Genomic DNA, 13,412 nt, shown 5'->3' with positions numbered 1-13,412 from the left:
TTCGATGAAAAAATTGAACTATGGCATCATCATTTTTTTAGGGATACTTTCATTCATCCCCCTCCTTTGGGTCATCATCACCTCTTTCTCTCCCGGGAATCAAGTGATCAACGGAGGCTTTCCGTTCTGGGTCTCGAATCCAACGGTTGAAAACTATGTCAACGCGTGGAAGACTGCACCATTTTTGCAGTATTACTTCAATACATTCGTCATCGTTTTTGGGGTGTTGATTGTCCAGTTAGTCACCGTTACGCTTGCGGCATATGCGTTTGCACGGGTGAATTTCAGAGGGAAGAATGTACTGTTCATCCTGTTCCTGCTGCAACTGATGATTCAGCCCGAAATCCTGTTATTCCCGAACTATCAGGTAATCAGCCAGCTTGGGCTTGTCAATACAAAACTCGCCGTCATGATGCCATATTGGGCTTCTGCATTTGGGGTATTCCTCATGCGCCAAACGTTCAAGCAAGTCCCGTTCGATCTTGATGAAGCGGCAAGAATGGACGGATGTAAATGGTATCAAACACTGTGGCATGTATATATCCCATCGGCGAAACCGACCTATATCGCATTTGCCCTGGTATCGGTCAGCCACCATTGGAGCAACTTCATGTGGCCGTTGATCATCACGGATTCTGTCGAGTCCCGGCCGTTGACCGTCGGACTTGCCCTCTTTGCACAATCATATGAAACGGGAGCGCAGTGGGGAATGGTCGCAGCCGGTACGGTAATGGTCATCATGCCTTTAGTGCTCGCCTTCTTCCTTTTTCAAAAACAATTCGTATCAAGCTTTATGCACTCAGGAATTAAATAGGAGGGGATCTGATGGACATTCATTTCTTAGGAACGGGGAGTGCCTATCCTGGCTCCGAACGCGACAATACATCAATCTGCTTTTCGAATGATGACTATCATGTGCTGGTAGATGTCAGCGGCAATCCTTGCCGGAAGCTGAAGCAGCTGCGGGTGGATTTAGGGGAGCTCGATGCAGTGGTGTTCACCCATTTTCATATTGACCATATTTATGGATTGCCGTCCTTGCTGTGGGGGATGTGGCTGGAAGATAGGAAAAAGCCATTAAGGATTCTTTGTGATGATCGGAATGAGAAAAAACTGCAGGAATGGCTGTCAACGATGGAAGCAGATCAGTGGCCGATTGCTTTTACCATTAAGGTTGAAACCTTTGACGGTGATCGTGAAGATGATCTTCTGTCTGGTGGTGGGATGACGTTTTCCTGCTTTAAGGCCCTTCATTCTGTTCCTACTGTGGGGCTTGAAGTGCGATGTGCCGGCCGGGTCGTCGTATATTCGAGCGATACGGAAATCAACGCACGAATCCGACAGTATGACCATATTGATATGTTAATCCATGAAGCGACTTCTGCCCGGAATATGGCAGGGAACCACAGCAGTCTCGTTGAAGTTGCAGAGAACTATGATATGGATAAGATCGGGAAAGTCGTTCTCGTCCACTTATCCGACCAAGAACCTTATGAAGAAGAGGTGGCAAAGCTTGACACTCCAAAGGTCATCATCGGTGAAGATCTGATGACACAACGGGTATAAATGAATAGATACAAGGATAAAGATCAGGAGATTCCTTGAGTATGGCGAAAATCCAATTGTTCAATTGGAGAAATCGTCATGCTCAAGGAATTTTTTTAATTTGAAGGAGGGGGACAGATGAAAAATCTGAAAGGATATATTTTTGACTTGGATGGCACCGTATATCTTGGCAAGCAATTAATAGAAGGAGCAGACACCATCATCAATTCTCTTCTCGATGAAGGGAAGAAGGTACTGTTCCTCACAAATAAGACGATTGAATCCCGACAGCGTTATGTGGAGAAGTTGAACGGCTTCAATGTCAAGGCTACCCTTGAGAACATTTTGAATCCGACACTTACGTTGATTGACTATTTACGTGAACATCATCCAGATGCCACATTGTATGTGATTGGTGAGCAGCCGATTAAGGATGAGCTGACACTTGCCGGATTCAGGGAAGGAATGGCGCCATCAGAGGTGGATGTCGTCGTGCTCTCATGGGACCGGGATTTTCATTACGACCATTTGAATTTTGCTTATCAGGCGATCAAGCTTGGTGCGAAGATGATCGCGACCAATCCGGACAGAACCTGTCCAGTAGAGGTTGGTGATGTTCCGGATTGTGCCGGGATGATTGGTGCAGTGGAAGCCGTTGTGGGGAGAAAGATTGATGTCCAGATTGGAAAGCCTTCTAAGCTGACCATTCAGGCAGCTCTAAAATTATTGGAACTAAAGCCGGAAGAGTGCGTGATGATCGGCGACCGTCTTGAGACGGATATCCGGATGGGCATCGAAGCCGGGATGAAAACGGTCCTCGTTCTCAGCGGGGTCACGACCGAGGGGGATTTGAGGGGAACGGTTTGGACGCCGGATTATGTGCTGCCTTCAGTCAAGGGGCTGTTATCGGATAAAATCATATAAGGAAAAGAGAAGCTGTTATGCCGGGCACCCAAGCAAAACAACGAGCTTGAACGTCAAACCCGTTGTTTTTTTATGTAATCAACACCTTTTTGTGTTTCCACCATAAATCAACCCACAAATATTTGTGGCTCGAGCACGTTGTTTCCCAGCTGTTATTCCCGGTATAATTTTCTTAAGATTTACATTTCTTCGTTTAATCACCTCGCACTTGAGGTAACAGTCACTATAAGGAGGTGTTGTAATCATGGAAGCAATCAGTAAGCGTTTTTTCTTGTTTCTTTCTCACAATAAGGCGATGGATAAGATGGCCAAACGGTGGGGGTCAAGATTTGGGGCTAATAAGCTTGTAGGGGGAGAAACCTTTGCACAAGCGATTCCATTGATTACGCAATTGAACGAGGAGGGATTCCAGGTAACGGTCGATCATCTTGGTGAGTTCGTCGATTCCACATCGGTGGTCCGGGAGAATGTCCAAGGATGTATCCAGAGTATCAGTGCGATTGCCTATCATGGGCTGGAAACTGAGATCTCTGTGAAATTGACTTCCCTGGGATTGGATATCAGTCAAGATCTTGTCATGGAAAACATGGAGTTGATTCTCTCGAAAGCGAAAGAAAGCGGAATCACGGTCACCCTCGATATGGAGGATTCCTCGAGGTGCCATGCGATCCTTGACGTTTACAAGAAGCTCCGTCAAAAGTACGACAATGTGGGGACGGTGATCCAATCCTATCTATATGTCTCAGAGCAGGATGTGGATGATCTCAATCAGTTCTCCCCTTATTTGAGGCTTGTGAAGGGTGCATATAATGAATCGGGTAAAGTGGCGTTCCAGGAGAAGAAGAAGGTGGATGAGAATCTGAAGCATCTCATCAAGAAGCAGCTCTTGAACGGCCATTATACTGCGATCGCAAGCCATGATGAAGCGATCATCGATTACACCATCGGATTAGTAAAAGAACACAATATCCCGAATGACAGATTCGAGTTCCAAATGCTTTACGGCATGCGGAATCAACTGCAGTCCGACTTACTGAAAAAAGGATATACCGTCCGCATTTACCTGCCATATGGCGAGGACTGGTTCGGGTATTTCATGCGACGCCTGGCGGAAAGGCCGGCAAACATCGCATTTGCATTAAAGGGAATCTTCAGCAAGTAACATCCAGACAGAATGAAATCAGAAAGGAATGTGAAGAGAATGAGTAACGGAATTTACAACATCCCAAAACCAACAAATGAGCCTGGCAATACATATGCCCCAGGTACGAAAGAAAGAGAAACGTTAAAAGCTGAATTAGAACGCCAAGCTGGTATCGAGGTTGAAATCCCGGTCATCATCAATGGCGAGAAAATAAAGACCGATACAGTGAAACAAGTGGTTATGCCGCACGATCACAAACATGTATTGGCTACTTATTCACAAGCAGGTGAAAAAGAGCTTCGCGATGCAGTGGAAGCGGCAATGGCTGCGAAAGATTCTTGGTCCAATATGCCATGGCAGCACAGAGCATCGATCTTCTTGAAAGCTGCGGATTTGATCTCTGGTCCATACCGCGACGTCATCAATGCGGCCACAATGTTAGGACAATCCAAAACAGCGTACCAAACGGAAATTGATGCTGCACAAGAATTAGCGGATTTCTTACGCTTTGGCGTTGATTATGCAAACCAAATCTATCAAATGCAGCCAGATAGCATGAAAAACATCTGGAATCGTTTAGAATACCGTGCGTTAGATGGTTTCGTATTAGCTATCTCTCCGTTTAACTTCACAGCAATCGGTGGAAACCTGCCGTCAGCTCCTGCCATCATGGGGAACGTAGTTGTGTGGAAACCGGCAACAACGGCTGTACTATCAAACTACTACTTCATGCGAATCCTGGAAGAAGCTGGACTGCCTAAGGGCGTTATCAACTTCGTCCCATCACGTGGTTCACAAGTATCAGATGTGGTGTTAACAGACCCACGCATGTCCGGATTCCACTTCACTGGATCAACAAGCGTGTTCCAGACGATTTGGAAGACAGTCGGGGAAAACATCACAAACTACAAATCGTATCCTCGTTTAGTTGGGGAAACAGGCGGTAAAGACTTTGTCTTCGCTCACGAAACAGCTCAAGCAGACAAAGTTGTCGCTGCACTTGTTCGTGGTGCATTCGAATACCAAGGTCAAAAATGTTCAGCAGCTTCTCGTGCTTACATCCCTGCAAGCATGTGGGAAGAAGTGAAAAATGGTGTCGTGGAAGAAACGGCGAAGCTTAAAGTAGGGGATGTAAGAGACTTCAGGAACTTCATGGGTGCGGTCATTGACAAAGCTGCCTTTGATTCGATCACAAGCTACATCGACTATGCGGCTGATTCTGAAGAAGCTGAAATCATTGCCGGTGGTACGTATGATGATTCAGTTGGATACTTCGTTCAACCGACTGTCATCGTAACAACGAATCCAAACTTCAAAACGATGACCGAAGAAATTTTCGGACCAGTATTAACGATTTATGTATACGAAAATGAACAATTAGAAGAAACACTGACTTCAGTGGATACAGCTTCCATGTATGCATTAACGGGCGCAATCTTTGCGCAAGATCGTGAAGCGATCATGCACTTGGAACGACGTCTTTCCGGTGCAGCTGGTAACTTCTACATCAACGATAAACCAACTGGTGCCGTGATCAACCAACAACCATTCGGTGGTTCACGCGGTTCTGGTACAAACGATAAAGCAGGCTCTATTTTCAACATGATTCGTTGGACCAGCCCTCGTATCATCAAAGAAAACTTTGCTCCAACAACAGATATTGTCTATCCGTTTATGGATGAAGAATAAATCGAACACGATAAGCTCTCCCGATCAGGGGGAGCTTTTCTTTTTTTATTCGGGGATTTAACGCTATAATAGGAATCATAAACACTCGTGGAAAGGTAAGATTCCTATGGAAGCAATTGATGTAATCCTCCAAACCGAAGATATTCATAAAGCGACGGAATTGATCAGCTCAAAACTGGGCAATCCCGTCATCATTGAAAATAAAAATTTCGAACTGATTTCATACAGTTCCTCTTCTAATAAGTTCGATCAAACACAGCTAAAGACGATCCTTACAAAAAAATGTCCGGTCTTCATCATCGATCGACTGAAAAAAGAGGGAATCGTACACCAGCTCGAGAAACATACGGATCCGATCCGGGTGCAGGCGATGGAAGAGTTAGGATTTCACCAGCGCGTCGTCATTGCCGCAAAATACCTTGGAAACACGATGGGGTATATTTGGGTTCAGGAATCCAACCGTCTTCTGGAAAATGAAGAGCTCGCATTCATTGAAGAAATCTCTTCACATCTTGGAAACCTGATTAACGATATGTTCGCAAAGGTCAATATCAAACAGGATAGAAAAGAAGAAGTACTGTGGCATCTCCTGCAGCACGAATACGGAAGTGAAAGCCAGCTGCGCCATGATGCTTCCCTCGTCAAGCTGACCCTGCCGGAACGGTTCACGGTAGCGGTGTACTCGATCGCATCGTCGCAATATAAGTCCATGCTCGATCAACTGGAGAAGTTGGTCCAGGAATCCAGCTTCACCACAAATATTTATTCACTGCGTACGGAATATCAGGTGATCCTCGTTCTCTACGGAAAGGCAGACACACCGTTATCTTCCCTGGAACTAGCCAGAGATCTCGTCGAAAAGGTGAAAGAACAAACAGGCGAGGAAGATTTCTACAACTTCCTCATCGGGATCGGGAAGGAATACACCACGCTATATCAAATGCGAAAGAGCTTCTTGGAAGCGTCAGAAGTCATTGAGACGGCTAACTTCATCAGCCCGCGCCCCGAATCGATGCCCCGGGAATTTGCTCAATTGGGCATTTACCGGTACTTGCCAACGCTCTATGAGAAAAACACTTCAAAGGACTATTACAGTGATGACCTGTTGTCATTGATCAAGAATGATGTCAAAAAACAGACAGACCTTCTTAAGACACTCGAAGTATACCTGGCGAATGACGGAAAGGGAAAACAGACTGCTAATGAATTGTTCATTCATCCGAACACGTTGAATTATCGGATCAAAAAAATACAGGAACTGACTACGATTGATTTTAATGATTTTAATATGAAGGTATATCTATATACTGAATTACTTCTACTGAATAATGTTGAAGCGTATTATCAGCGGTATAAGGATGCTTTGAAGGGGATTTGATTCTGGTATGTGACAATTCCCGTGCAAGATTTCGCTTTCCTCGGGCGGATGGCAAGTCTCCTCGTCGCTGCGTGAGTTGCGCTCCTGCAGGGGCTCACCTATTCCGCCTTCCCCTTAGGAGTCTTCGTCTTGCACTCCAATCAACAGCGAGAACCTGCAAAGTGCATTTTATGTGCTTTTGAAAAACAATAAAAAATCCGAGCGAATTCGATTTTCATTAAAGAATTTCGAATCATCGTTCGGATTTTTTGGGGTTATAACTCTTTTGTGCTAGTGGGAGGCACAGTTCAGTCTCTACTATTTCCTTTCGACCATCACCCGGATTCATCCATGAAAGTATAGTAAGAAATGTCCCGGTTTTGACAAGTGAGTTGTCAATTCGCAACGTTCTTGAAGAGATTAGCCACTTGTTTGAAATTGTGTGATAAACTTGTAAATATTGGATATTGCATTTTCGGGCAAGATAATTGAAAAAATAGGATTGAAAGTAAAAAGAAAGTGAGTGAGGTATAAAATATGGACTTATTAATCTGGATAACTATTGGTTTTATAATAGTCGGATTTACTGCGCTCAATTCTATAAAAACAAGTATGGAAAACCAGCTCGCTTACATAATATCAAATTTGGAAGACGAGGAGAGTTCAATTAAAGCTAAGTCCATAATTTGGTGGATCGTGAGTGCCGCAGCTTGGGGAATTGTTAGTATGATTCTTATTGTTTGGTGTTTTCATAATTACATTGGATAATTGTTGGTTGTAGATGTATTTAAAAAATTATATTTGTAGGATGATAAGTCAATGATGGGAATAAGTATAGCGACGAAGTGGGAATATGATGCGACATTGGAGTACTTTAGCGTAAAAGAAAACGAACGTTTCGGTTATCCTTATGGCGAGTATTTCATGAGAACAATAAATGATGCTGAACTTGTTTTTTATAGTACCGGTGTAAGAAAAGTAAATGGTGTTGGTGGTAATCAGTATATGATTTCTAAATTTAATTTAACGAAAGTAATCGTTGCTGGAACATGTGCAGGAATAGATGATACGTTCAGTAATTTGGATATTTTTGTACCCGATAAAGCCGTTCAATATGATTGCACTGTAAAAGAAATTGAGCCTTTTATTAAACAATCTTTCATAGTCGATATTGATCTATCAAACTATGGAAATGATTTTTATACCGGAACTATTGCCACCGCTGATAAAGCAGTAGTGATGTGGAAGGACTATTTAGAACTGAAAGAAAACGAAATAACAATAGCCGATACAGAAGCGGGTGCAATTGCTTATATCTGTAAGAAGAATGATGTTGAATGCATTATCATTAAAGGAATATCTGATTTTCCAACAGATGAAAGAACCTCCGATAAGTTCGAATCGAACATTGAACAAATGAATGTTTATTTAGAAAACACACCAAAGGTGATGAACAAAATATTTGGCGAATATCTAAAAATATTTATTTAAATAAATTTAATAAAGGCAGGAAAGTTGCGGCGGAATACTTTACTTACAGATAAAAATGGTGAATGGACAAAAAAGACAAAGTGGTGTGTTAGTGCAATAAGAAAAAGGGCTTAGAGGTGGATATTCTCTAAGCCCTTTTCTGATGTGAAATTGCTACTCCATCCCCTTATCATCCTTCATCAACTTCTTCATATCGATCATAAGCATCCGGTCCATCGGATAGGTGGTCGTATAACGATATTTATCAGCACCGGATTCAAACACGACGTAGAGCTCTTTTTGTACTTCCACGATTCCCTCAGGCATCGGAATGGCTTCTATGCTCTGACGCGGTTTTGCCGTGTGGCCATCAAGGAACCAGAGAGGTACTTGCTTTCCATCAATGGTTACATGGGCATGAGGGTCTTCTTTTAACGGGTATTCATATCGGTACAGCACGCTATCGTTTGCTCTTCCATAGGAGGTACTGAGAGTGACGCCATTCCTTGCAGCCTTCTGCATGATGGCTCCCTGGACTTTTCCTGTCGTAGAAAGAACGTAATCCGGCACCGCGTCATGGTCAGGAGATCCATTCCAATGCTCTTCACTAAGCATGTCGTTGTTCCGTTCCAAATCAAAGCCGATCATCCAGGCGTAATGCATTTCCCCATCCCGGTTCTCAATATGATGAGATGGATCGGTCGGGTAGGCGTTTGCCTCATAGAATTCCCCGACCCAGAGGATGCCTTCATCATATACGGTATAAGCGGCTTCGACCGGTAATGGAATCTGTCTTGTGAACTGGATTTCCCCGTTATTTTCTGCCTGTACCATGTCGCTTAAATTAAAACTGAATAAGTGATTCTCGGATGCCACCCAGCCGTGATCACGACTAACGGTCACACCGCCTGCATGACCGGTATACGGTGTGCCGTCCGTATTGTAAAGGACAACGGACTTCACCAACTCTCCCGTCTTTCGGTCTGTTACGGTAATGGTACCAGGCCGAATCCCATCATCGACGTAGCTGACGGTAAGCAGCCAGTCTTTTTTTGCATAATAGGTCAATCCTTGAGGCACGAGCCCTTGGGAAAGTCCAGCGATCACCGGACCGTCCGAACTGATATCCCACAAACCTTGGTAGGCAGGATCTTTTTCATGTTCCCACCGTTCCAGCTGGGTGATGATCTGGTGTTCAGGAGTGACTAGTACAGGATCTGATTTTTCCGATACATTTCCTGATGTATCCTCCGCGCTCACTTGTAACGTGTATGTTTGATTACCAACTAACGTATAGAGCGTAAATGATGTCTGGGATGGATCTATGGAGAATTCAAGTTCCCCATCTTTGTAAATGTGATAACGGTATAGATCTGATTCAGTTGAAGCGTCCCAGGTCAAAACGGCATCACCGTTCCCCGCTGATGCCTCAAGGTTGGTCGGTGTTTCCGGTGCTTCTTCATCTGACACGGGGCGATCCGGTGCTTGATCTTCCACAACCCATCCCGGTGTCGGATATTGGCCGGCTGCCAATTTTTCCATTGTCCGGGTATTATCCTTTGGATAGGAATAGGTGACGGTTTGTTTTAGAGAAACGTCCTCTCCAGAGTATTCGGCTCTGACGACTTCGAGTCCATCAGGGTCATAAACGGTCAGTGTATTGCCGCCGTTGACCAGGCCGGCGATATCCCCGAGGACGATCGTATCCTCTTCTTGAAGATATTTGCTACTGTACGAATAGAAATAGTTATAATTGAATGCTTCCTGGGAAATAGGGTTGATGGCTGTATTTCTAGTCCAAATCACCACTGTATCCCAAGGCTTTAGTATGTGAGTGTCCCCGATTTCTTCATCCCAGTTATAGGAAGCGAATCGGTACCCTTTCAGGTCGATTGGGTCCGGGCTGTTGTTATAAAGCTCAAAATATTCGAAGGCATCATAGCCTGCATAGTTATCGGTGTTCGGAATCAATTCGGTGATCAGTAGGTTGGGTGTCGGTACGTTTTCTGTCGGTCCTGTGACGAGTGGTGCTGTAGCTTCCGATTCGTTTCCGACTTGATCGAGTGCCGTTACCTCGAAAGAGTACTCCCTGTTCAATTCCAGAGGGGAGATAATCAAGCTCTTCATGTCAGGGGCGACTGTACCGTAAAATGTTCCATTAATGTAGACGCGGTAACCTGCAAGATCACGTTCTGTATTGGCGTTCCACAATAACTTGACATGATCACTGCCTGGAGTTGCTTTCAGTCCGGTTGGGGTAGCAGGGGCTTCACTGTCCACGACCTCCTGTGGGACAGCCCGGACTTCTTTTGTGGCCGGGGATTCGTTTCCTTCCGGGTCGACAGCCGTCACCCGGAATGTGTATGCCTGACCATTTTCCAATCCATCCATGATTGAAGTGGTCGTGTCCGTTGAAGTGGTCGTTCCATCAGGGTGGTAGATCGTATAGGAGACTGCACCTTCTGAAGCTTCCCACTCAAGGGTGATTGATTGGTTGGCGGGTGTTGCAGTCAGGTTGGTTGGTGTCGCAGGACCAGTCACTTGTTCACTCAACAGGCTGGCAGGAGTCGGTTCTTCATCGTTTCCGAGCTTCTCCATTGCAGCTGAGATAGTGGCCTTGTAAATGATACTTCGGTTAGTGATGCCATCAACTACCCCATCATTAATGAGCGCTGTACTGAGAATATTGTCCTCCGCATCCGCAATCCCTACCTGGCGAAGGCTGCTGTCATGCAAACCCTGACCGGATGTCGTCAGCTTGATTTCGTATACGTCATCGGGAGTGAGATACATGTCATAGTTGGAGTTGAAGTCCCACAGCGGTACATCAGGATAAGCGAATTTCTTTAACCAGAGGACCAGGGATTCTTTCGGCTGGATGATTTTGTCGTCGATGGGCCATCGGTTAGCGGGGCTTGAGAAGTTACTAGTGAAGTATTGGAGCTCATAATCTTGTAGATTGATTGCTTCTGAGGTGGTGTTATAGATTTCGACGTACTCAAAGGGCTGACCGGTGCCTGCGGATTTGGTGACGATTTCCGTGATGACAAGAGGCGGATTGGTTTCTTTCGCGTTTGCGCTGTGAGCATGAAGCAATAAGAGTCCTGCGATTCCTAAAGCAAGAAGGACGGCTATACGGGTGATAGATCTGTTTTTCAACTTCATTTCCTCCTTTTAAATGGTATTTATGTATAAATGAAAAGAACCCCATGGCAATGGAGTGCACGATTATCGTACACACGAATTGACACAGGGTTCTCCTCATCTCTACCCGCTATATAATCTTACTAACTCCATCATACAATGGGGGATTCAGAGTGGCAATGCACATTCTGTAAAATTTAGAATTTTTAGATATATCATTGAAATGGTTGGCTGATTGGTGTATGATAAAAGGAATATTAAGAGGAATGAAGCTTGGTAGGAAGAGGAGAAGAGATCACCTATGAAGCGAACTGTATGGTTTTTTCACTATGGAGTGGAGAAATCAGGCATTCGTTTTGTGGCGCGATCTCTTTTTCATTTAAGGAGGATGGCGGCATGGCGCATTACATGAATGAGGCAACGGAATTTTTCTGGCAGCATGATATCTATTTCCGGATTTTGGTGAGTGCTGTATTAGGGTTCATCATCGGATGGGACAGGACATCGAAAAATAAACCAGCCGGGTTAAAAACATATACGTATGTATCGGTGGCCTGTACATTGATCACGATCGTCTCCATCGAAGGGGCGAATATGCTCAGTCAACCGGACAGCGGAAAAGTGATGGACCCGTTTCGTCTGGCGGCGCAGATCGTATCGGGACTCGGTTTCCTTGGAGCGGGCGTGATCCTGAAAGATGGATTGCGGGTGAAAGGACTGACGTCAGCTGCGATGATTTTCTACGTTGGGGGAATCGGGATTGGTATCGGAGCCGGGTTTTATTCCATTGTCATCTTCGCAACATTTGTAACCTTCATCATTACGAAAATAGGAAACTTCTTTGAAGAGCATGAAATCACGTCATTTCCTCTTCCATGGACACGGAAAAAAAGTAAGACAGAGGAGGAAGAAGAAAAGGTTGGCACGTAAATAAAGAGTGAGCTCAACTCCCAGTGGTTGAGCTCTTTTTTTGGTTAAAAATCCAGATTCCAGAGCTTCGGATCACCTGAAGAAATGGCGAGGGCACCGGCTCTTAGTCCATTCAGAATATCTTCCTTATTACTGATCAGGCCACCAGCGATGATGGGCAGCGTAGTCATGGCCGTCAGTTTGTCAATGATGGACGGCATGAGACCAGGAAGGACTTCAATCGCATCCGGCTTGCAGTTCTGTGCGATATCAATTCCTTTGTCAAGGGCATTGCGGTCGATAAGAAAAAGGCGCTGGATCGTCATCAATCCTTCTTCCTTTGCATATTTGATCAGGTTGCTCCTCGTTGTGATGATGCCAGCGGGCTTCCAGATTTCTGCTATGTATTTAATGGCACTTTTCGTGTTGGACAGCCCATCGATGAAATCAATATGTATGAACGTGGTTTTACCGGCTTCCTTCAGCTTTTTTAAATACCCTTCCATTGTAATCAAACTGCCGGTTAGGATGAACACGATGTTGGCGTTTGACTGTATGGCTTTGTCGAGGTCCTTTTCTTCCTTGATGGAAGCGATGACCTGGGATTGGACGATGTCGATAATGTTAGGTTTCATGGAATTGGCCCCTTTTAATAATCTGAATATTGTTTTTTCTTTTAGTATAGCATAGTTGTTTGGGGATTCTTCTTTAATGGAGGCGATGATCTGAGAATTGACGATATATTGGTCGCTCCTTTAGAGAGTGTGGGTCGTACCTTTATAGGTGAATATATTAGACTGCCTGTTAAAAGATGACTAGCACAATTATCGGTAGTGAGATCCGGTTAAGCATCAGAGCTAATCAATAGACGGAAATATTCCGCTTAAATTCGCCATGACGATTAAAAAAGGTTGAAATAAGGGGACATATTCCGATTCTATCTTCTTCTTTCGACTAATCTCAATTTCTCTTAAAGCCAAAAAGTAGAGTAAGGACCGTCCCCGGTTTGTCCAAAATAATACAATTAATTCAAAAACCGGATTGACAAACCAATTATAATCATTTACCATTACCCTAATGCTAAAACGCATCATAACTTTAACTTAATAAAGCATATCTTCTTATCCAGAGAGGTGGAGGGACTGGCCCTGTGATACCTCGGCAACGGGTTCTTATGAATACCGTGCCAATTCCATCAAGTCATGTGACTTGAAAGATGAGAAGAGCGGG

At 44.5% G+C, this 13,412-nt stretch carries 11 protein-coding genes and 1 riboswitch; of the genes, 9 read left to right on the top strand and 2 right to left on the bottom strand.

All coding sequences use genetic code 11. From position 1 onward, the window contains the following. Nucleotides 1–4: 4 nt before the first annotated feature. The 8 genes from AAEM60_RS17715 to AAEM60_RS17680 all read left to right on the top strand — a co-directional run bounded on the left by AAEM60_RS17715 (nt 5) and on the right by AAEM60_RS17680 (nt 8,150). The gene (locus AAEM60_RS17715; protein WP_299739206.1) at nt 5–814 is read left to right on the top strand and encodes a carbohydrate ABC transporter permease; all 810 of its coding nucleotides are present in this window, start codon (nt 5–7) and stop codon (nt 812–814) included. A gap of 11 nt (nt 815–825) precedes the next feature. Beyond that, nucleotides 826–1,566, top strand: a complete 741-nt coding sequence (locus tag AAEM60_RS17710; RefSeq protein ID WP_341356806.1) for an MBL fold metallo-hydrolase — start codon at nt 826–828, stop codon at nt 1,564–1,566. A gap of 117 nt (nt 1,567–1,683) precedes the next feature. Continuing rightward, nucleotides 1,684–2,469, top strand: coding sequence for an HAD-IIA family hydrolase (locus tag AAEM60_RS17705; protein ID WP_341356805.1), 786 nt, complete (start codon nt 1,684–1,686; stop codon nt 2,467–2,469). Nucleotides 2,470–2,713: 244 nt separating this feature from the next. Further along, nucleotides 2,714–3,631: a proline dehydrogenase gene (locus tag AAEM60_RS17700; RefSeq protein WP_299739200.1), complete on the top strand. Its 918-nt coding sequence runs from the start codon at nt 2,714–2,716 to the stop codon at nt 3,629–3,631. Nucleotides 3,632–3,670: 39 nt separating this feature from the next. After that, the gene (gene pruA / locus AAEM60_RS17695) at nt 3,671–5,302 is read left to right on the top strand and encodes an L-glutamate gamma-semialdehyde dehydrogenase (RefSeq protein ID WP_044339391.1); all 1,632 of its coding nucleotides are present in this window, start codon (nt 3,671–3,673) and stop codon (nt 5,300–5,302) included. 106 nt (nt 5,303–5,408) lie between these two features. Next, a complete protein-coding gene (locus tag AAEM60_RS17690; protein ID WP_341356804.1) occupies nt 5,409–6,680 on the top strand; it encodes a helix-turn-helix domain-containing protein in 1,272 nt (423 codons plus the stop codon). Between the two features lie 516 nt (nt 6,681–7,196). Further along, nucleotides 7,197–7,427: a hypothetical protein gene (locus AAEM60_RS17685; protein ID WP_341356803.1), complete on the top strand. Its 231-nt coding sequence runs from the start codon at nt 7,197–7,199 to the stop codon at nt 7,425–7,427. Between the two features lie 51 nt (nt 7,428–7,478). Continuing rightward, complete coding sequence (locus AAEM60_RS17680) at nt 7,479–8,150, top strand: permease (RefSeq protein WP_341356802.1); 672 nt, start codon at nt 7,479–7,481, stop codon at nt 8,148–8,150. A gap of 153 nt (nt 8,151–8,303) precedes the next feature. Here the strand turns inward: AAEM60_RS17680 and AAEM60_RS17675 are convergent, their stop codons facing one another. Continuing rightward, the gene (locus AAEM60_RS17675; protein WP_341356801.1) at nt 8,304–11,288 is read right to left on the bottom strand and encodes a lamin tail domain-containing protein; all 2,985 of its coding nucleotides are present in this window, start codon (nt 11,286–11,288) and stop codon (nt 8,304–8,306) included. A gap of 393 nt (nt 11,289–11,681) precedes the next feature. Here AAEM60_RS17675 and AAEM60_RS17670 point away from each other — a divergent pair, with 393 nt between their 5' ends. Next, a complete protein-coding gene (locus AAEM60_RS17670; RefSeq protein ID WP_082051291.1) occupies nt 11,682–12,203 on the top strand; it encodes an MgtC/SapB family protein in 522 nt (173 codons plus the stop codon). 44 nt (nt 12,204–12,247) lie between these two features. Here the strand turns inward: AAEM60_RS17670 and AAEM60_RS17665 are convergent, their stop codons facing one another. Beyond that, nucleotides 12,248–12,817, bottom strand: coding sequence for a glycerol-3-phosphate responsive antiterminator (locus AAEM60_RS17665; protein WP_341356800.1), 570 nt, complete (start codon nt 12,815–12,817; stop codon nt 12,248–12,250). Between the two features lie 483 nt (nt 12,818–13,300). Further along, nucleotides 13,301–13,405: riboswitch (SAM riboswitch) on the top strand. Nucleotides 13,406–13,412: the final 7 nt, after the last annotated feature.

The organism is Rossellomorea sp. y25, from assembly GCF_038049935.1.
In the GTDB taxonomy this organism is placed as follows: domain Bacteria; phylum Bacillota; class Bacilli; order Bacillales; family Bacillaceae_B; genus Rossellomorea.
The sequence above is the reverse complement of the archived record's forward strand: the minus strand, read 5'-3'. Positions and strand labels throughout refer to the sequence as shown.